The organism is Kordiimonas pumila, assembly GCF_015240255.1.
In the GTDB taxonomy this organism is placed as follows: Bacteria; Pseudomonadota; Alphaproteobacteria; order Sphingomonadales; family Kordiimonadaceae; genus Kordiimonas; species Kordiimonas pumila.
This window is the reverse complement of the sequence record NZ_CP061205.1, coordinates 3060350-3079119: the sequence shown is the minus strand read 5'-3', so window position 1 is coordinate 3079119 and position 18770 is coordinate 3060350. Positions and strand designations below refer to the sequence as shown.

Here is an 18770-nt window from a genome sequence, read left to right as displayed (position 1 = left end):
ACTGGTTAGGCATCAAGCCGTGTGTCTTTTATTGGCCGCCTGACCGGGAGCAGCCTGTCCCACCATTTATGGGATGTAACAGACATGGGTGATTTGGGCTGTGGCGGCGGCGTGAAGCGCCAGTTAGGCAGGCCGTGGCCAAGATCAATAAACTGCACGCCGCTAATGTTGTGGCGATCAAGTATAAGCCGGTCATTATCGCGGTTTTGAAGCTGGGTGTTTTCATAGACACTACAGCCAACAATATAGCTGGGGCTGCCTTCTTTGTCAGCGAGAGGTAAATAAAGCGAGGCGATTGATGTTTGGATATTTTTTTTCAGAATATTAGCTTTTCTAACAACTGCGGCACTGGGCTGATCTAGTACGGCGCTATAAAAGCTGGCGGCATTTTCCTTTAAGCCGGGAGAGGTGAGATCAAAGGCATTAACGCCGATCATGGAACCCTGCCACTGGGTATCGGCCTGCGACCCCATCATGGAAATAAGGACATTATATTTGTCCAGCCTTTTCAGGAGAGCCAGCTTTGGCAGGATATCGTGCATGATACCGGGGTTGACCGCATGTAAAGTAGGCAGATACTGACCGTTTTCACGCGGCAGTTGTTCCCAATATTCCAGTAATTGTTTAAAAACACCCGTAACAGACATGGCCGTCCCCTGTCATTACCAAGTATGAATTGAGACGGTAGCATGAGCTACTTTTTTTGATCATACAAGACAAGAGGCTTGACCTATTATTGGCCTGTTTTTTGCCGGGCTTCAAATGTTTGAATCTGCTGTGTGATTCCTGCCGCCAGCTCGTTTGGTATGGGAAACGTGAGATGATACTGAGAAATTTTCCAGCCGTTATTTGTGCGAATCAGTATGCCTGTACCCCGACTGGTGCCATAATTAACACTTTCCAGAATTTCATCGAACCACGCGCTGTTACCGTCTGGGGTTAGGTTAATATGTCTCTCTTTTGGGTAATAAACCCATCCGGTTGATTTTTCAGCGTAGGCACGAAATACGGCTTTATCCCACCGTTCAGAAGCATCTGTTCCAAGGAATATAAGGTCATCGGAAGTTAGGGCGAAATATGCATCCCAGTCTGCCTCAGCAGCAGCGTGGTGGAAAGCATCAAGGGTTTGGTCAATGCTTTCTTTGCCGGTTGCAAGTGCAGGCTTTGTAAACAGGGCACAGATTATAAAGAACCCCCAAAATAGTTGTCGTAGCATCTGTGCCCCTCCAAAAGTTTATTTCACCATTTTTATTTCACCAGATTTCAAACGGGAAAGATAGCTTTTCAAATCGCGTTTAATCTCTGGAGCCATAATATAAATTCCGATGATGTTGGGAACTGCAAGCATGAAGAACAGGCTATCCATTACCAGATACACTTCCCCTACAGTGAGGAGGGGGCCGGGTATAAGGAACAAGCAGAACACAACCTTAAAGATTGTCATAGACCGTTTTGAACCGCCAAAAAGAAATTCCCATGACCGGCTGGAATAATAGGACCAGCTAATAATGGTTGAATAGGCAAACAGGAACGCAGCAAGGGCAAGAACCCATGGGAACCAGCTAATAACAGAACCAAAAGCAGCGGCGGTCATTGATATGCCGGTCGCGCCTTCACTTGCCGTATAGGTGCCAGTAATAACAATAACCAGTGCGGTCATGGTACAGACAATCACTGTATCGATGAAAGGTTCCATAAGGGCAACCATACCTTCTGAAACGGGCTCATGTGTTTTGGCGGCTGAGTGCGCGATAGTGGCAGAGCCAATCCCCGCTTCTGTAGAATATACCGCGCGCTGCATGGCGATCACGAGCGAGCCAACGACACCGCCCATGCCTGCGTCTGAGGTAAAGGCATTTGAGAAAATAGTGATGAAAGCATCTGGAATATGGCTAAAGTGGCCAAGAATGATAACCAGAGCCGCACCGATATAGATGGCTGCCATCGCAGGAACAAGGCGGGCGGTTACTTTTGCAATAGACTTAAGGCCACCAAAAATAACAATGACAGTCAGGAAGGTAACAACAAGGCCGAAGGACCATTTTGAAAAGTCGCTATCAAAACCTGTAACGGCAGCAACGGCTTCATAGGACTGGTTTACCTGCGCTATCTGCGCCATGGTTGGGATGGCAATAATAGCATAGGACCAGGCAAGTATTTTGCCGAGTTTCCCCATGCCTTTATTTTTCAGGCCCTGCTCCAGATAGTACATAGGGCCACCAGATACAGTGCCATCTGGATGAATAATCCGGTATTTTACACCGAGTGTACACTCGGCAAATTTAAGCGACATGGCGCAAAAGCCAATCAGGATCATCCAGAAAGTGGCACCCGGCCCGCCAATGCTAATGGCAACGGCAACACCTGCAATGTTACCAAGGCCAACGGTGCCAGACAGAGCTGTGGAAAGGGCTTGAAACTGCGTTACTTCACCGGGGGCTGTATCATCATTATAGCGGCCTCTAACAATGTTTAAAGCGCGCTTGAAGCTAGTGAGGTTAATGAACTTGAAATAGACGGTCAGCAGGATCATAGGGAGGGCAAGGAAGGCAACAATCCATTCTATATGGACGCCGAACAGGTTGATCTTGCTAAATACAAAGTTGCCAAATCCATTAATCACAGCAACGATAAAATCAACAAATCCACCCCGGCTTTCCAGCCCTTCATCGGCCAGAGCAGGCATAGCAAATAGTGCCCAAATTCCCAAGCTTGCTACTAATCGTTTAAATGAAGACACACCAAACTCCCTGTGGTTCTTTGTTTTTTGTTGTACGGGAGACTAATCAGCAGGCATTCCAATTAAAAGCATAAAGTCTGATTATTTCGTTTTTTGGCCTGATTGCTACTATATTTGGCGCTTACAGAGGTTTTATTTCTACAAGTATCAAAAAAATATTTCAGATTTACACTTCACCGAAGCGGGACATTAGTTCAACAAAATTACAAGGGCGGTAGCGGTTGTCGAGTTGGGTGGAAAGGATTTTGTCCCAGCCGTCTTTTACGGCACCGGTGGAGCCGGGCAGGGCAAACAACAGTGTAGTACCGGCAATGCCGCCTGTTGCACGGCTCTGAATTGTACTGGTGCCGATCGTATCATACGAAAGCATTCTGAAGAGTTCGCCAAAACCCGGTATGGCTTTTGTATAAAGTGCTTCAAAGCATTCTGGTGTTACATCGCGGCCGGTGATGCCGGTGCCACCTGTTGAAATGACAACATCAATGTTTTTATCGGCCATCCATGCTTGTAGCTGTGCGGTGATAGAGGGCTTGTCATCTTTTACAATCGCTCTGGCAGCTATAGTATGACCTGCTTTATGAACGCGGTCTGCTAAGGTGTCGCCTGATGTGTCGTCAGCCTCTGTCCTGGTGTCAGACACCGTCATAATAGCAATGTTTACGGCAATAAAGGTGCGGGTTTCATCAATTTTAGCCACGGTATCAGTCCTTTAATTTACTAAATAGCTTTAGCGTGCTTCGTCGGGGCTTTCTGGCACTTCTGTGTCAAGGCGCTCTAAAATAGGCCATGCACCTGCTGCTATGGCATCAAGGCTTGGTGTGTCTTGCCCCATTCGCATGCGGTAGAGCCAGAGGTTTGCCATAACACGTTCAATATAATTACGGGTTTCATAGAAACCGATCGATTCAATGAAGAGTAAGGGGTCTGCACCGTAATCTACTTCTCTGCGCCAGGACATCAGGCTACCGGGGCCACCATTATAGGCCGCAAGGGTCATAAACAGGTTGCCTTCTACATAGTCCATTTCCATAAGGTATTCAATATAGCGCTGCCCTAGTGCCATGTTGAATTCAGGCTCGTACAGGCGTTTACTGTTACGCCGCAACAGCGAGCCTTTTTTGGTTATAAAATGGGCTGTTGAGGGCATTACCTGCATAAGGCCACCAGCCCCAACCCGGCTTTTGGCTTGTATGCGGAAATCACTTTCTTTTTTAACCATGGCAAATATCAGGGCTTTATCAAGATTAAAGCCGCCAGCAGGTTCCCAGTCAGGCAAGGGGTAGCGGGTCGCTGTAGTGGGGGTTTCACCCGTGCCACCAGCGCGGCCAAGCCGGGTTTGCAGTGCTGGAAGATTAAGGGCGGCAGACAGAGCCAGAAGCTCTGATTGCACATCCGTGCCTTCACGGCCCCATAACAGCCGTAGTTCTTCATCGGCCATGTCATTTCGGCCTATTTCAGCAAGGGCTAGCGCCCGTTTGGTGGCAGGGTAAGCCAGCAGCGTTTGCATATAGGCTTTTGTTAGCTCAGGTACTGACCAGTCAATATCGGGAATAATACCAAGTTGGCGGCCAGCCAGCAGCCCGTAAAAGGTTTCATGGTAGGTGCTGGCACGTTTTAGGTAGCTTATAGAATCGTCATAGTCGCCAAACCTGAGGGCAGACCGACTGGCCCAGAAATTACCAGCAGCCAAGAGCCAGTCACTTGCTTGTTCGGCATCGCTCAAGAGTTTGAAATGTTTATAGGCCCCTTCAATGTCACCAGTTCGCCACAGTGCAAGGCCTGCAATCCAGTCGCTTTCGGGCTCACTTTCGCGAGCAAGGTCAGCCGCAAGGCTTGCTAGAATAATCGCTTTCTCGTCATTACCTTTATAGTAATAGCTAGCGGCGATACGCTCCAGCGCGTTGGCTTTTTCGTGTGGCACCAACAGATCCCGGCGCTCCATGGCCCAGTAGCGTTTTTCTGCCCATTCGGGTTCGCCTTTACGGACATATTTACGTACGTTGGCTGCAAAAGTGGTGATAGAACGGCGTTCATGAATATTGCGTGGCGGCAGCGGCGGTTTGGGTGTGCCTGCTTGCCCGGTTACGCCGGGGTAGCGTGTGTCAATGGGGCGCTGGGGCGTTGCTGCTTTGCCTTGCCTTTTGCGCGCCAGCCGGTACAGCCGCCATGCGTCTGGGTGGTCTGCATACTGGCTGAGCCATTTAGATAGTTCATTAAATTTACTGCGGTAGCCTGTTGGGTGCATGTAGCGCTGAAATTCCACATGCCCTAGTAGAATCGGGTTTTTCAGTTTTTTAATCAGCTTGTCGGCTGTTTGCCACTGGGCCTGTTCCTGAAGAGCGAATATTTCCTGATAGCGTTCAATATCGGCGGCCGTCAGTATCTCTGGAATAACAGAACTAGTCTGGGGGGCGCTATAAGCCTGTTCAGAGACAGCAAAAAGGCATGTGCAAAGCGCAAAAGCACTGAACCAGTTATTTCTAAAGATCGCGGAGATGCTTATCATACTCATAACTGGGTCAATTTTTCCTTAATTAATAGCAGGTCGTGCCATGCAGCAGCCTTTTGCAAAGGCTGGCTTAGCAGGAAGTCAGGATGATATGTAGCTATTGCAGCAAAATTATGGTCAGCAATTGTCAGTTCTTTCCATTTGCCGCGCTGCCTTGAAATACCGTCAGATGTATCGAACAGGGCTTTCATCGGCAACCCACCAAGCAGCATAATTACCTTTGGGGCAGCCAGTTCAATGTGGCGCTTCGTAAAGGGTAATAGCATCTCAATGGTTTTTGCGTCAGGCACAGCATTCCCAAGCGGTCGCCACGGGCAAAGGTTTGTGAGATAGGCACCGCGCCCGCGCCCCATATCAATAGCAGCCAGCATTTTATCAAGGAGGATACCCGCAGGCCCCACAAAAGGGGTGCCGGATATATCTTCTTCACTGCCGGGCGTGTCACCTATCACCATTAAGGGGCTGTCTGGCGCGCCGTCTGCAAAGACAGTGTTTTTGGCCGAGCGTTTCAAAAGCCCACCATCAAAAGCTTCAAGTGCTTCTTTAAGCTCAGCGATAGACGTGCATGCTGTAGCAACTTTCAAGGCAGCTTCTGCCCCGGCCCCGCTTGTAGGCTGTGTTGGCCTTGCTGCAATAGGTGTTGGTATTTGGGCGGCATCAGGCAAGGGCGTGCGGGTAACCGGCCTTGCAGCATGTGAGGCTGAGGCAGGCTGTGTTATGGCAGAAGGTGTGTTTTGATTCTTAGGTTCCGTGAACCTGTCCACTGGAGTATCGGCAATAACTTCATCAACCCCCATGGCAATATACCATTCAAGAAGAGCTTTGGGGTCGTGATTTTCTGCCATGCCTTGGTTCATGAAAATTACCTGCTTTCAGTTTCGCCCCAATATAGGCGGGAAGATATTATTTTGCAGTGAAAATTTTAAGAGTATCAGAGACTGTTTTGATAATTTATAGTAACTCCTACTTTAGGTAACCATAAAAGCCTTTGTTTTTTTCAACTATTTGACCTTTTCTTTAAGGGCAGGCATAAGACTTGAAAAAAATGATAGTCGACCAAAGTTACGTTTAGGCCTAAGGACGAATTTGGTGCATAAGCCCCATGGCGATATGGGCTTCAGGACGAGTGAAGGAGTGGCAGATGGAACGTGAATCCATGGAATTTGATGTAGTGATTGTTGGTGGTGGCCCGGCGGGGTTATCAGCAGCAATTCGCTTAATGCAACTGGCTCAGGAAAAAGATCAGGAATTAACAGTTTGCGTTATTGAGAAAGGCTCTGAAGTTGGGGCGCATATTCTCTCTGGTGCCGTTGTTGACCCGATCGCCCTGAACGAACTGCTACCTGACTGGAAAGAAAAAGGTGCACCTCTCAATACGCCTGTTACAGATAACCATCACTGGATACTGTCTGAAAAAGGCAAAATTGATTTTCCGCATTTTTTACTGCCGCCGCTTATGTCGAACAAAGGCATGTATACACTTTCGCTTGGGAACCTGTGTCGTTGGCTTGGGGAACAGGCAGAAGCGCTTGGTGTAGAAGTTTACCCGGGTTTTGCAGGCGCTGAGGTTTTGTTCCATGAGGATGGCCGCGTAAAAGGTGTTGCAACAGGTGACATGGGTATTGGCCGTGACGGCGAACCTAAGGCAAGCCATATGCCTGGCATGGAACTGCATGCTAAATATACGTTGTTTGCGGAAGGCTGCCGTGGCTCTCTCTCCAAGCAGCTTGAAAAAGAATTTAACCTGCGCGCAGACACAGACCACCAGACATATGGTATTGGTATCAAGGAACTGTGGGATATTGATCCGGCAAAACATGTGCCGGGCCGGGTTATCCATACACAGGGCTGGCCCCTGACAGACACTGTGGGCGGCGGCTTTATCTACCATCAGGAAAATAATCAGGTTGCGATCGGTTTTGTTGTCGGCCTTGATTATGAAAATCCATACCTTTCACCGTTTGATGAAATGCAGCGCTTTAAAATGCACCCTGCGGTTAAAGAGATTCTCGAAGGTGGCAGGCGCGTATCATACGGTGCGCGCGCCATTAATGAAGGCGGCTTGCAATCTGTACCTAAGCTTTCGTTCCCCGGCGGTGCTCTTATTGGGTGCGCGGCAGGGTTTGTAAATGTGCCGCGTATTAAAGGCAGCCATAATGCCATGAAATCTGGCATGTTGGCGGCGGAAGCTGCTTTTGATGCAGTTGCCGCAGGCTCTGTGGGTGAAGTGGAGCTCACGGGCTACGAAACAGCATTTAAAAATAGCTGGATATACAAAGACCTGCACCGTGTTCGGAATGCACGGCCATCTTTGTCAAAGTTTGGTATTACGCTGGGTACTGTGTATTCGGGCCTCGATATGTGGCTTAATAATATTGGCCTTGGCTTTTTGTTCCCGTGGACATTCAAGCATGTTCACAAGGATCATAAAGCGCTGGCAAAAGCTAAAACAGCGAAACCGATTGATTACCCAAAACCGGACGGAAAACTTACATTCGACAAACTGTCATCTGTTTTTCTGTCTAACACCAACCACGAGGAAGACCAGCCGGTTCACCTGAAACTTGCCGATGAAATGATTCCTGTGACAGTAAACCTTAAAGACTATGCCGGGCCTGAGCAGCGTTTTTGCCCGGCCGGTGTTTACGAGTTTGTTGGGGATAATCCAGACGAGAAACGCCTGCAGATCAATGCGCAAAACTGTGTGCACTGTAAAACCTGCGACATTAAAGATTACATGCAGAATATTAACTGGGTTGTGCCTGAAGGTGGGGGTGGACCAAACTATCCGAATATGTAAAGTATATTCTGTTAGGTATTAAAGGTGTAACCTCTTTATGAAATTACAGCCGCTTATTGCGACTATCCTTTTGCTCGCTTCTGGCGGCTGTGTGTCCTCTACAGGGGAGGATGCCGCGCCGACAGTGTCGCCGCTTTATAGTGAAAATAGCTATACCGCTGATAGCGCAAGCTTTTACGGCCCATTTGTTGCAGCAACAGAAGCGCAGCACAGCGAGCGCTATCAGGCCTCGGCTGATTATTACCTCGAAGCCCTGAAGCTGGACCCTGACAGCAAGTTTGTTGCTGACCGTGCTTTCTTTCAGCTAATTTATGCAGGACGTATGGATGATGCGGCTAAAATTGCTGCAGAAATTAGTATGTCTAATGTAGATGAAGAAGACGATCTTGTTCATCTCTTTTATGTCCTTCAAGCCTTTAAGCAAAAAAACTGGCCGGATGTGCGGCTGCGCATGAACGAGAGATTAGGGACAGGTTTCGGCTATATTATTGCGCCCATTTTGTCCGCTTGGAGCTATGCCGCAGAGGGTGATTTGGTGGCGGCTCAAGCCGCATTGGCACCGCTTGGAGAAAACCCGCGGCTGGCAGGTATAGAGCAGGAACATCTAGCCTATATTTATGATTATTTAGGCGATTATGGCAAGGCTGCGGAGCAGTATAAAGTTGTTACGGCTATTGAACCTTCTGTATCTTTGCAGCCGGTGATTGCCTATGCGCATATGCTTTATAAAATGGGCCAAAAAGAAGCCGCCCGGGAGTTTTTAGGTCAGCAGATTACAAAATATGAAAGCCATAGTTTTCTACTGCGCGAAGGAGCGCAGGTAACAAATGGCTTGGCGCCTACGCATCAGGTTGATACGCCAAACGGTGCCCTTAGTATGGTGTTTTACAGGCTTGCGAGCGAATTTGCGCAAAATGGGTCGTTACAAACTGCAATTGTCTATTTGCGGGTTGCATCATACCTGACACCAGAGGTGTCCGATATATACTTTATGTTAGGCTCGCTTTTTGAACGCCTTGAAAAAACTGATGCTGCGGCGCGGGCATTTAACAGCATTGCCCCAACAAGCCCCTTTAAGAAGGCAGCAGATGCCCGGCGTATTGAAGTTTTAAAGGCCGGTGGGCAGGTTGATTTGGCAGAAGAACTAACTCGTGATGCCTTGATAAAAGAACCGGGCAATTACGATATGCTCGTTACGTTGGCTGGTATCCTGCAAGGGAAAGAAAAGTTTACGGAAGCTATTGGATATTTCGATAAAGCTATTGCGCAAATTAAAACCCCACAAGAAAATGACTGGTACGTTTATTTTGCGAGGGGGGTTTCATATGAGCGCACGGGCAACTGGCCGCTTGCAGAACGTGACATGAAAATGGCCCTCAAGCTTAACAGCACACAACCGAGTGTTTTGAACTATCTTGGCTATAGCTGGATTGACCGCGGCGAAAATGTTGATGAAGCCCGCACCATGATTGAAGAAGCTGTTAAGGCGCGCCCGCTGGATGGCTTTATTGTAGATAGCCTTGGCTGGGTTTATTATTTAACAGGTGATTATCAAAAGTCGGTTGAAACGCTTGAGAAGGCGGTTCGACTAGAGCCGGGGGACGCAACGATAACCCACCACCTGGGTGATGCATACTGGCGTGTTGGCCGCAAGGTAGAGGCCCGTTTCCAGTGGCGTCATGCGCTGGAAGGTGAACTCAAGCAGGATGAACGGGATACTATTCTTCTAAAGCTTGAAAATGGCCTGTCTGACGTTAAAGAAAAGCCATGAAATGCCGTATGTTACCCGGTACCTTGATGACAGTATTACCGTAAATGCACCAGCAAAGCTGAACCTGTTTTTGCATATTACAGGCAGGCGCCCTAATGGTTACCATGAACTGGAAAGCCTGTTTGCTTTCACAAAACAGGGTGACAAGATACATATCAAACAGTCTGACCTGCCGGGTTTTCGGGTGGAAGGGCTTTTTGCTAAACATCTTAAGGGTTTAGACCCAAAAGAAAATCTGGTTTTAAAGGCCGCGACGATATTAGCTGAATATGCCGCTCGCCCGCTTGATGTTACTATTTGCCTAGAAAAAAACCTGCCTGTTGCCTCAGGTATTGGCGGTGGGTCTGCTGATGCAGCGGCTACACTGCTTGCACTTGATGCCTTTTGGGGGCTGGACTGCAATAAAAACTTCCTTGAAAGTCTGGCCCTACAGCTTGGCGCAGATGTGCCAGCGTGCCTCTATAATGTGCCGCTTTATGTTACAGGAATAGGCGAATGCATGGCGCCCGCCGACCTGCCCAAACAGTATGGGGTTGTTCTCATCAATCCGGGAGTTGCCCTTTCGACACCAGCGGTTTTTAAAGCTTACAGGGCGCAAGCTAAGCAATTTGATGCGCCGATGGGTAGGGTGCTACCTAAAGACAGCTTTCGTTTCATTGAGTTTTTAAAAGCAAAAACTCATAATAGCTTGCTTGCTGCATCTAAAACTTTATGCCCTGAAATAGTGGCGGTACTTTCCCTCTTAAAGCAGGATAAGCAAGCTTTGTATGTCCAGATGTCTGGTAGCGGTGCCACTTGCTTTGCTCTTTATAATACCCAAAAGGAAGCAGACAGTGCCGCAAGGCGAATAAGGGCCCTCATGCCGTCATGGTGGGTGATGGCTGACACGCTTTCACTATAAAGCGTTCAGGCTAGTTATAGGCCTTTATAGCGCCTGTACCATGTAACAAAGTTCTGTATACCACTTTCCAGCGATGTGCTGGGTTTAAAGCCAAAGTCTTTGGTTAAAGCTGATATATCTGCAAAGGTGCTTTTCACATCACCAGCTTGCATGGGTTCAAACTGTTTTTCAGCTTTCATCCCCAAGGCAGTCTCAAGAACTTCAATCATGTGAAGCAACTGTTCTGGCTTGTTATTGCCAATGTTGTAGATTTTGTGAGGGGCGGGGTTACCAAAGGCATTGTCATCGCCTTTTTGGGGAGGGCTGGCAAGAACGGCGAGAATACCCGTTACAATATCATCAATATATGTGAAATCGCGGGACATATCGCCGTGGTTAAACACTTTGATTGGCTTGCCGTTTAAAATAGCATCGGTGAACAGCCAGTAAGCCATGTCAGGCCGCCCCCACGGGCCGTACACGGTAAAGAACCTAAGGCCGGTTTGTGGCATGCTGTAGAGGTGCGCGTAACTTTGGCTCAGAAGCTCGTCAGCGCGTTTGGTTGCAGCATAAAGTGAAATAGGGGTTTCGACCGGGTCGTCAACAGAGAAGGGTTGTTTGGTGTTGCCGCCGTAAACACTGCTGGAACTGGCATAAACCAGATGATCTACGGTGTCAGAATGACGGCATAATTCCATGATATTTGCATGGCCGACTAAATTAGACTGTATATAGGCCGCTGGGTTTTCAATTGAATAACGAACGCCAGCCTGTGCCCCCAAATGTATGACAGCACTGATTCTATGTGTTTTGGTAACTTCACGCAGGGCGATGGCATCTGCAAAGTCGCATTTACTGAAAGAAAATGCCTTTTCTTTTGAAAGTTCTGTAAGGCGTGCATGTTTTAAGGCGGGGTCGTAATAATCGTTCAGGTTATCAATACCTAAAACGGATTCTCCGCGTGCAAGGAGTGCCTGTGATACATGCATGCCAATGAAACCCGCAGCGCCGGTAACCAGAATCGTCATAAAATCACCTTTTCCTTTAATCAGAAACTTATCTGAAACTGATCTAGAGGCAAGGTTTTTGCTATAAATGTTACTCTTTTGTGAGGTCTGGCAAGAAAAGGTATGAAAAGGCATAAAAAAGGGCTTTACAGCACCATGCGGTTTCTTTAAAAACCCGCTCACAGCTGGTGGGGCGTCGCCAAGCGGTAAGGCACCGGTTTTTGGTATCGGTATGCGGAGGTTCGAATCCTCCCGCCCCAGCCATCAGCTGATTTCAAAACAATCAAGAGTATTCCATGCAGCTTTCGCTGCACGGTCATCTTTTTGCGTGATGTCTCTTTGTGTTAGCTTGCGGCTGACCAAATGCTGTCAGTAGGGCCTTCTGCTATCCGTCTTGATGCACGTTTTGCCATAAGGGCGAAGCACAGGCTGCCTATGGCTGCCACGAAGTCAAAACTAAGGGCGCTGGTGGAGCTATTGTAAAAGGTAGGCGTGTTGTCTGTTATAAGGCCTATGAGGCTCGATAGAGGTATAAGGAGTGTTGTTAGTGCGGCTGTGTGCAATAGGGTGACACAGGCCTTAGCTGCGCCCATGGCAAATGCAACACCAATTGCGGCAAGAAAGGCTATGTAATATAGGCCGCTGTGCCATGCGCCGAGGTCGCCTGCAAAGCTGTGGAGCCATTTGGCCGCAGCAATGGTTAAAGAAAGCCCGATAATGGAACCAAGTGAAACCCCAACGGTTAGGCTACCCATGAATTCGGTAGATTTTTTTTGCTCTACATTGGCGCCGCGCCGGGCTTTTTTTCGCCGCGATTCTACCCACAGCAAATTACCTGAATAAAAGAGAAAGGCGCCAGCAAGACCCATAAAGAAATACCCCCAGCGAACTGATATGCCGCCGTAACCTCCAAAATGCAGGGCAAAAAAGCTGGTCAGTGCACTACCCCAACCATCTTGGCGCCCCGGCATCATCCCTGTGCCGACCAGTTCGCCGGTATAAGGGTCTGCATTTGCAATGCCGTATGTTGGGCCGCGAAGAAGGCGGCGGCTATCGGTGCCATCAATTCTGAGCGTGGTTTGTTTCTCGGGCTGCGTTGTATAGTGCAGAATGGTTGGCCTGAAGTCAGGGGCATCAACAGCCAGTTTTTCTATCAGGGTTGGTACGGCTAGTAAGGGTGTATTTTCAGGGTGCTGCGGGTACTTTAATGTGCCTGTTGCCCAGAGGTCAGCTATTTTATTGTCATAGAGAACCACGTTCTGCGTGTCATAAATCTGGTCATGAAAAGCAAAGATAACCGAGGTTAAAGCCATAACAATATGAAAAGGCAGGCTGAAAATCCCTAGTACATTGTGAACATCCAGCCACATGCGCTTAAGGTTTTTTCCAATACGCAGCAGGAACAGGTCTTTCACGAGACTGGGAATTAATATGATTGTTCCGGATACGAGCGCCAATGAATACAGAAGGGCTATTACCCCCATAATAGGCATGGCAATTTCATGACTGAAGGGTAGGCCTACTTGTTGATGAAGGATATTGATGAAATGTGCCAGTTCAGGTTTTTGAAGCTTTGTTTTTAAAACCGTACCGTCACCTGCAAAACTGGCCGCATAATAAGCCTGTTTGCTGCGCCTGCCTTTTTCTGGTTCAAGCGGTATATGCCACATGACACTTGAAGGTGTTGAAGGCGAAGGGTATAGGTGAATTTGGTAGCTGCTTTTTACTTCTGGGTATGCCTCTATCGTTGCATTCAGTAGCCTGTCAGTTTCTGCCAGGTCAAGAGGTGCTTCTATACCTGAAGGCGGGCTGGCCCAGTCGTTTATCTGTTTTTCAAACATTGTTATGGCCCCGGCATAAAAAGCAATAAACAAGGCTAGGCCGCTGCATATACCAACCCACGTATGAATGTCTTTATAAAGTTTGATAATATCGGTGCGCATAATAAGCTCTTTTAGAAAAACAAGAAACGCCCGCCGTAAAGCGCGCCAAAACAAATACAATTCAAGAGGCCAAGCCACATCCATGCAGACCAGCCATTTTTGAAAAGAAAACAAACACTTAGAACAGCAACCCATACAGGCGACACGAGCCACATATTAACTTGCAGCTTGTTGATTCCACCCAAAAGGCCACCCGGTCCAAACCAGGCAAGAAGGCCGGATAGGGCTATGGCAAAACTGAACCCTAAAATTGCCCCAGCGCTTGCTTTTCCAATCCAGTTTTTGCTGGAAAGTGCGTAAGGTAAGGGGGTCATTTCGCTCGGCCTTGTACCTGGTCCAGCACGCCAACGAATGGGAGAAGCGCCCACACCATCATGTAAAGCAGGGCCATACTAAAAATAGTTGGTGCTAGGGTCATGAGAGTATTGAGCGCAAAAGCCGAAAAGCAGAAGCAAAGACTGGCGCTACTGTACATCGCTATTTTAGGAAAAGGCTTTTTAAGGATACGCTGGTTTGGTGAAGCCAAATAAAAAGTTGCAGCACTTAACATACAGCTTAACACAGCTGCGATTGCCATTATTTCTGCAGGCATGATACACTATTCCTTTAGCTGTTTAAATTATGCAAAGACTTCGCCGCCATTTGGCGGCGAAGTCTGCTGTTTACCAAAGATACTGAAGACGAATGTTAACTGTTCTACCTGAGCCATAAAAACACGATGCCACACTGGTGCAAGTTGCGACATAACGCTTGTTGGTAAGGTTACGGACATTGACCGAGAATATAAGCCCATCAAGGCTTTGGTTTTTGACGCCAAAATCATACCTTGCGAACAGGTCAAACAGCGTATAGCCGGGAATTTCCATTGTGTTAGCGCTGTTGCCGTAGGTGCTGCCAACATAACGAGTGCCGCCGCCAACGCCTGTCCCGTTTAGGCCGCCTTTAGTGAAGCGGTAATCAACAAAAAGCGAGGCCATATAGTTTGGTACGCTTGCCAGTTCATTACCAAGTTCGCTGGCGGTATTGGTTTCCGTTATTTCACTGTCCATATAGGTGGCAGAACCTACCACTGCCATACCAAAGGGCAGGGTGGCCTTACCTTCCAGTTCAAGGCCCCTGATGCGCCCTTCGCCTGTTTGCACAGAACAGTTCCCTGTGCCACACACATGTGCCGGGTCTGGGTCAGGGGTGGTTATATTCTGCTGTGTAATTTCATAAGCGCCAAAGGTTAGAAAAGCATTTGAGCCTGGTGGCTGGTAACGGACACCAGCTTCGTACTGGGTGCCTGTTGTTGGATCAAACGCTGTACCATCAAAATAGCTCCCGCTCGACGGCTGGAACGATTCTGAATAACTGGCATAAGGCGCAAAGCCGTTATCAAATAAATAAACAGCCCCAGTTCGCCACGTAAAGGCATCTGCTTTTGTCAGTGTATCAACATCTGTCACAGGATTATAGCTATCGTCTTTTGACCAGTCGTAGCGACCGCCCAGTGTTACCCGCAAGTTACCATAGGCGATCTGGTCTTGTGCATAGATACCTGTCTGCTTGCTAACCGTTTCCGTATAAATCTGGGGACTGAGGTTATCGACGTAGGTGGCAGCGCCCCTATAGACCGGGTTATAAAAGTCTAAAAGTGGTAACACAACAGCGGATGAAACGAGATCGCGGTAATGTTCCCATTCTGTATGAAAATAATCAAAGCCTGCAAGAAGTGTGTGGCTTAGGTTGCCGGTTTCCACGTTGCCTTCAACCTGTGTATCAACGGCAATACCGTCAGATTCACCAGCACCCTGTACGGCGCGCCGGTTAATAGTTTGCCCCGGTATACAGCCGTCAAGCGTGCCGCAGTCAGTGACTGTGTCGCCGCGCAGTACAGAAGCCCGATAGAGTGTGTTGATATGGGTGTAGCGCAGGTTTTGGCGCATTTGCAGGTTTTCATTAAAGCGGTGCTCGAAGGCATAGCCGATCAGATATTGGCTTCTGTCAAATTTGTTCCAGTCTGGCTCGCCGATATAGGTATCAAGGCTAATATGGCTGCCGTTGCTTTCGTACAGTGTGCCTGTTGCTGGCATAAACTGGAAAGTTGAGCCACCTTCATCGCGCTGATACTGTGCCAGAAGGGTGAAAGATGTGTCTGCGGTTGGGGCCCATGTAAAGCTTGGGGCAATATAATACCGGCTGTTGCTGGTTTCATCGATCTGGGTTTCACCGTCACGCACAACACCAACCATCCGGTACATAAACTTGCCCGCGTCATCAATAGGGCCACCAAAATCTACAGCACCTTGAAACTGGGCGCGGTCAAAGTCGGTGTAGACTGCTGTTTGCAACATAACCTCGCCGTGGGCAGTGCCCATGGGGCGCTTGCTAATCAGGTTTACGATGCCGCCGGGTGCTACCTGCCCAAAGAGAACACCAGACGGGCCTTTTAAAACTTCAATCTGTTGCAAACCAAACGGGTCGAAGGAGGTGCGGGTCCACTGACCACCAGTTGGTAAGCGCAGGCCATCAACAAAATTATTGTTAGTACTAAATCCGCCCGCAGAAAAGCCGCGAACGGTAACATCATCAACCCGGCTATCAATGCCAGATGCTTCAGACTGTACACCCGCTGTATAGGCTAGGGCATCAGCAACAGTATGAACAGCGCGCAGGTCCATTTCTTCCCGCGTGATAACGGAAACAGATTGCGGTAGCTCTATAAGAGGGGTGTCAGTTTTCGAACCACCAAACGAGCGGGTTTCCCCCGTAGCTGTTACAACAATTTCGGTAATATCTTTATTTGATGCAGTGCTGGATTCTGCATAGGCATAGCCTGAAGGCGCTAATGCGGTTGTCGCAGCAAGTACTGCTATATGGGATAAGTTTTGAAAACGCATGGCAAATTTCTTTCATAAAATAATAGTCATTCTTCAAGGGAGCGAGCCTGCCAATATGAAAAGACATGTGAGAAATATGCCTGCTGCCATGCACATATAAGCTGGTTTAGTGCTGTAAATTAGTTACGGGGCCGGACGATAATGATAATCATTATTAATTGCAATATGAAAATTATAATTTCATTAAAATATCGAAATACAAGGGGGAGGTGATATGCAGTGCATATTTAGAGCAAGAGGCACGGCCGTTATTTTGTGTTTGTCACTTCACCGTCAGGTATTGCCATATCAACTGCTGTAGTGGTTATGTCAATGGCAGTTCCTGCGGTTTTGGTTGCAACTTTTACCGGCACTGTAACAATAGCACAGCCCGCAAGACACAGAGATATTATGAGTATGATAATGGCAGCCACCAAACCCTCATTTTCATAAAATAAACGAGTTGTTTGTCGGTTGTCATGTTGTAAAAGGCAAGTAGATTATGCGTTCTCACAAAACAGTAAAATACTAGTTGCCATAGAAAAAGGCGGCTCAGGAAACCTAGAGCCGCCTTAGGTGTTTTTTTGCTAGGGTTATGAAGGCTGTTTAACCACTTTAACTGTGGCAGATACGATCTGTTCGCCCATGCCGGCTACTTCATCGTCCATCCGGCCATTCACTTTTACAACCTGACCTTTATCAACCATTATGGCTGATTGCGTGTGCACGTCAATTGTATCGCCAGCGCTATCACGCAGTGTGAAAGAGCGGTCATCACGGTTAACCGCTTCCACCGTACCGGATATGGTCACATATCCTTCATCGGGTAGAGCATCAATCGCAGTATATTCACTGCCATCAAGCTTAGCTGAAGCATAGTCTTCAGTTTTTTTGGCTTTATCTTTAAGTGCAGAACTATCCATCATGCCAACAATCTTAATGTCGGTTGCGTCAATCTCCTGACCAACACCCATGAAGTCATCATCCATATTACCTTTAATGGTAACGGTGTCGCCTTTTTTAACGCTCAGTATTTTTGTTGACTGAACATCAATGGTGTCCCCTTTGCTGTCCTGAAGAATAAACTCTTTATCTTCAGCATTCACTTCTTTCACGACGCCAGTTAGTGTTACAGCGCCTTTTTCAGGCAACTGGTCAATCGTCATGTTCGTTGGTGTCTGGTCAGCGAACACGCTTGTTGATGCCAATAAAAAACTGAGTGATACGATAGCTGTTGTATTTTTGATAGACATAATACTTGCTCCTTTTGCTAGTGTATTAATCTGTGTTGGCCCTAAAGGTGTCGCTGTGTTCATCGCAGAAATACCTCTCAGTTACAGAAGCTAGCTGTCTTCAAATCAGGAATCGATGTGTGAGAAATGCAAAAAAATAAAAGAACGATAAAGAACGCACTAGTGGAGGCACTTTTGGGTCGCTGTCCTATTCTGTATGGCGGTGTTGAGGATTTTTGAGAAATTAAACTGTGATAGGGGCTAAATTTATCACGGTTGATGACTTGAAGCTTGCCTTCTTGTTCGTTACCCTTAAGTAACATCACATGTTATCACCTTGTCAGGAGTTTCCATGCTTAAAGCGCAAATTGTTCCGGTAACGGCTTTTTCCCAAAATTGCAGTATCATATGGGATGATAAAACCATGGAAGGTGCATTTGTGGACCCGGGCGGAGATGTACAAAAGCTGCGTGAAGTAGTGGATAAACTTGGTGTGAATATTACCAAAATCATCCTCACGCACGGGCACCTAGACCATGCTGGCGGCTCGCAGGACTTAAAAGAGCAGCTAGGTCTTCCGATCATTGGCCCTCACAAAGACGATAAATTCTGGCTAGACGGGATTGAAGAACACGCCGCCCAATATGGTATGCCGGGCCTTAGGTGCTGTGTGCCAGATGAATGGCTGAATGATGGTGACGAGATTATGGTTGGGAGTGAAAAGTTGACTGTGTTGCACACCCCCGGGCACACCCCCGGGCACATTGTGCTTTATAATGAAGCACACAAGGTTGCTTTTGTTGGTGACGTGCTGTTTCAGGGCAGTATTGGCCGGACAGATTTCCCAAAAGGAAATTTTGACGACTTGATAAGCTCGATCACCAAAAAGCTTTGGCCGCTTGGCAATGATGTAACCTTTGTGCCGGGGCATGGGGCGCTTTCGACCTTTGGTGCCGAACGCCAGAATAACCAGTTTGTTGCCGATAAGGTTTTAGCCCGCCAATAAGCCTTGTTGCATAGATATGCT

General features: G+C 47.8%; 17 protein-coding genes and 1 tRNA gene. 5 read left to right on the top strand and 13 right to left on the bottom strand.

What is annotated here, in order from left to right; genetic code table 11:
• Nucleotides 1-5 precede the first annotated feature (5 nt).
• The 6 genes from ICL80_RS13580 to ICL80_RS13555 form a co-directional block, all read right to left on the bottom strand.
• Nucleotides 6-647: a PAS domain-containing protein gene (locus ICL80_RS13580; RefSeq protein ID WP_194213132.1), complete on the bottom strand. Its 642-nt coding sequence runs from the start codon at nucleotides 645-647 to the stop codon at nucleotides 6-8.
• A gap of 86 nt (nucleotides 648-733) precedes the next feature.
• Nucleotides 734-1216, bottom strand: a complete 483-nt coding sequence (locus tag ICL80_RS13575; protein WP_194213131.1) for a nuclear transport factor 2 family protein — start codon at nucleotides 1214-1216, stop codon at nucleotides 734-736.
• Between the two features lie 18 nt (nucleotides 1217-1234).
• The gene (locus ICL80_RS13570; protein ID WP_228073544.1) at nucleotides 1235-2740 is read right to left on the bottom strand and encodes an alanine/glycine:cation symporter family protein; all 1506 of its coding nucleotides are present in this window, start codon (nucleotides 2738-2740) and stop codon (nucleotides 1235-1237) included.
• Between the two features lie 166 nt (nucleotides 2741-2906).
• Nucleotides 2907-3437, bottom strand: a complete 531-nt coding sequence (gene moaB / locus ICL80_RS13565) for a molybdenum cofactor biosynthesis protein B (RefSeq protein ID WP_194213129.1) — start codon at nucleotides 3435-3437, stop codon at nucleotides 2907-2909.
• 30 nt (nucleotides 3438-3467) lie between these two features.
• Nucleotides 3468-5252 (bottom strand): lytic transglycosylase domain-containing protein, encoded by a 1785-nt coding sequence (locus tag ICL80_RS13560; RefSeq protein ID WP_194213127.1) that lies wholly within the window; start codon nucleotides 5250-5252, stop codon nucleotides 3468-3470.
• The gene (locus tag ICL80_RS13555; protein ID WP_194213125.1) at nucleotides 5249-6106 is read right to left on the bottom strand and encodes a uracil-DNA glycosylase; all 858 of its coding nucleotides are present in this window, start codon (nucleotides 6104-6106) and stop codon (nucleotides 5249-5251) included. The genes ICL80_RS13560 and ICL80_RS13555 overlap by 4 nt, the downstream gene beginning before the upstream one ends.
• A gap of 284 nt (nucleotides 6107-6390) precedes the next feature.
• Here ICL80_RS13555 and ICL80_RS13550 point away from each other — a divergent pair, with 284 nt between their 5' ends.
• From ICL80_RS13550 to ICL80_RS13540, 3 genes are read left to right on the top strand one after another with little or no spacing between them, the layout of a single operon-like run.
• Complete coding sequence (locus tag ICL80_RS13550) at nucleotides 6391-8049, top strand: electron transfer flavoprotein-ubiquinone oxidoreductase (RefSeq protein ID WP_194213123.1); 1659 nt, start codon at nucleotides 6391-6393, stop codon at nucleotides 8047-8049.
• A gap of 37 nt (nucleotides 8050-8086) precedes the next feature.
• Nucleotides 8087-9820, top strand: a complete 1734-nt coding sequence (locus ICL80_RS13545) for a tetratricopeptide repeat protein (protein ID WP_194213121.1) — start codon at nucleotides 8087-8089, stop codon at nucleotides 9818-9820.
• 1 nt (nucleotide 9821) lies between these two features.
• Entirely contained in the window at nucleotides 9822-10721 is a 900-nt protein-coding gene (locus tag ICL80_RS13540) for a 4-(cytidine 5'-diphospho)-2-C-methyl-D-erythritol kinase (RefSeq protein ID WP_194213119.1), read from the top strand.
• A 14-nt stretch (nucleotides 10722-10735) separates the two neighbouring features.
• Here the strand turns inward: ICL80_RS13540 and ICL80_RS13535 are convergent, their stop codons facing one another.
• Nucleotides 10736-11728, bottom strand: a complete 993-nt coding sequence (locus ICL80_RS13535; protein WP_194213117.1) for an NAD-dependent epimerase — start codon at nucleotides 11726-11728, stop codon at nucleotides 10736-10738.
• 168 nt (nucleotides 11729-11896) lie between these two features.
• Here ICL80_RS13535 and ICL80_RS13530 point away from each other — a divergent pair.
• Nucleotides 11897-11971, top strand: a tRNA-Gln gene (locus tag ICL80_RS13530).
• A gap of 80 nt (nucleotides 11972-12051) precedes the next feature.
• On the opposite strand, the gene ICL80_RS13525 is transcribed toward ICL80_RS13530, so the two are convergent.
• The 6 genes from ICL80_RS13525 to ICL80_RS13500 all read right to left on the bottom strand — a co-directional run bounded on the left by ICL80_RS13525 (nucleotide 12052) and on the right by ICL80_RS13500 (nucleotide 17764).
• The gene (locus tag ICL80_RS13525) at nucleotides 12052-13650 is read right to left on the bottom strand and encodes a PepSY-associated TM helix domain-containing protein (protein WP_194213115.1); all 1599 of its coding nucleotides are present in this window, start codon (nucleotides 13648-13650) and stop codon (nucleotides 12052-12054) included.
• Nucleotides 13651-13661: 11 nt separating this feature from the next.
• Nucleotides 13662-13964: a hypothetical protein gene (locus tag ICL80_RS13520; protein ID WP_194213113.1), complete on the bottom strand. Its 303-nt coding sequence runs from the start codon at nucleotides 13962-13964 to the stop codon at nucleotides 13662-13664.
• Nucleotides 13961-14242 (bottom strand): hypothetical protein, encoded by a 282-nt coding sequence (locus tag ICL80_RS13515; RefSeq protein ID WP_194213111.1) that lies wholly within the window; start codon nucleotides 14240-14242, stop codon nucleotides 13961-13963. Before ICL80_RS13515 ends, ICL80_RS13520 begins: the two co-directional genes overlap by 4 nt.
• Nucleotides 14243-14312: 70 nt before the next feature.
• Nucleotides 14313-16532, bottom strand: coding sequence for a TonB-dependent siderophore receptor (locus ICL80_RS13510; protein WP_194213109.1), 2220 nt, complete (start codon nucleotides 16530-16532; stop codon nucleotides 14313-14315).
• A 248-nt stretch (nucleotides 16533-16780) separates the two neighbouring features.
• Nucleotides 16781-16945, bottom strand: a complete 165-nt coding sequence (locus ICL80_RS13505; RefSeq protein WP_194213106.1) for a hypothetical protein — start codon at nucleotides 16943-16945, stop codon at nucleotides 16781-16783.
• A gap of 159 nt (nucleotides 16946-17104) precedes the next feature.
• Nucleotides 17105-17764, bottom strand: a complete 660-nt coding sequence (locus ICL80_RS13500) for a hypothetical protein (protein WP_194213104.1) — start codon at nucleotides 17762-17764, stop codon at nucleotides 17105-17107.
• Between the two features lie 331 nt (nucleotides 17765-18095).
• Here ICL80_RS13500 and ICL80_RS13495 point away from each other — a divergent pair, with 331 nt between their 5' ends.
• Nucleotides 18096-18749, top strand: coding sequence for an MBL fold metallo-hydrolase (locus ICL80_RS13495; protein WP_194213101.1), 654 nt, complete (start codon nucleotides 18096-18098; stop codon nucleotides 18747-18749).
• Nucleotides 18750-18770 lie beyond the last annotated feature (21 nt).

Excerpts from the sequence above, each read along its gene's own strand:
- ICL80_RS13560 (WP_194213127.1), bottom strand. The coding sequence starts at position 5,252 with ATGAGTATGATAAGCATCTCCGCGATCTTTAGAAATAACTGGTTCAGT.
- ICL80_RS13515 (WP_194213111.1), bottom strand. The coding sequence starts at position 14,242 with ATGCCTGCAGAAATAATGGCAATCGCAGCTGTGTTAAGCTGTATGTTA.
- ICL80_RS13555 (WP_194213125.1), bottom strand. The coding sequence starts at position 6,106 with ATGAACCAAGGCATGGCAGAAAATCACGACCCCAAAGCTCTTCTTGAA.
- ICL80_RS13550 (WP_194213123.1), top strand. The coding sequence starts at position 6,391 with ATGGAACGTGAATCCATGGAATTTGATGTAGTGATTGTTGGTGGTGGC.
- ICL80_RS13520 (WP_194213113.1), bottom strand. The coding sequence starts at position 13,964 with ATGACCCCCTTACCTTACGCACTTTCCAGCAAAAACTGGATTGGAAAA.
- ICL80_RS13545 (WP_194213121.1), top strand. The coding sequence starts at position 8,087 with ATGAAATTACAGCCGCTTATTGCGACTATCCTTTTGCTCGCTTCTGGC.
- ICL80_RS13575 (WP_194213131.1), bottom strand. The coding sequence starts at position 1,216 with ATGCTACGACAACTATTTTGGGGGTTCTTTATAATCTGTGCCCTGTTT.
- ICL80_RS13525 (WP_194213115.1), bottom strand. The coding sequence starts at position 13,650 with ATGCGCACCGATATTATCAAACTTTATAAAGACATTCATACGTGGGTT.
- ICL80_RS13540 (WP_194213119.1), top strand. The coding sequence starts at position 9,822 with ATGCCGTATGTTACCCGGTACCTTGATGACAGTATTACCGTAAATGCA.
- ICL80_RS13580 (WP_194213132.1), bottom strand. The coding sequence starts at position 647 with ATGTCTGTTACGGGTGTTTTTAAACAATTACTGGAATATTGGGAACAA.
- ICL80_RS13500 (WP_194213104.1), bottom strand. The coding sequence starts at position 17,764 with ATGTCTATCAAAAATACAACAGCTATCGTATCACTCAGTTTTTTATTG.
- ICL80_RS13535 (WP_194213117.1), bottom strand. The coding sequence starts at position 11,728 with ATGACGATTCTGGTTACCGGCGCTGCGGGTTTCATTGGCATGCATGTA.
- ICL80_RS13510 (WP_194213109.1), bottom strand. The coding sequence starts at position 16,532 with ATGCGTTTTCAAAACTTATCCCATATAGCAGTACTTGCTGCGACAACC.
- ICL80_RS13495 (WP_194213101.1), top strand. The coding sequence starts at position 18,096 with ATGCTTAAAGCGCAAATTGTTCCGGTAACGGCTTTTTCCCAAAATTGC.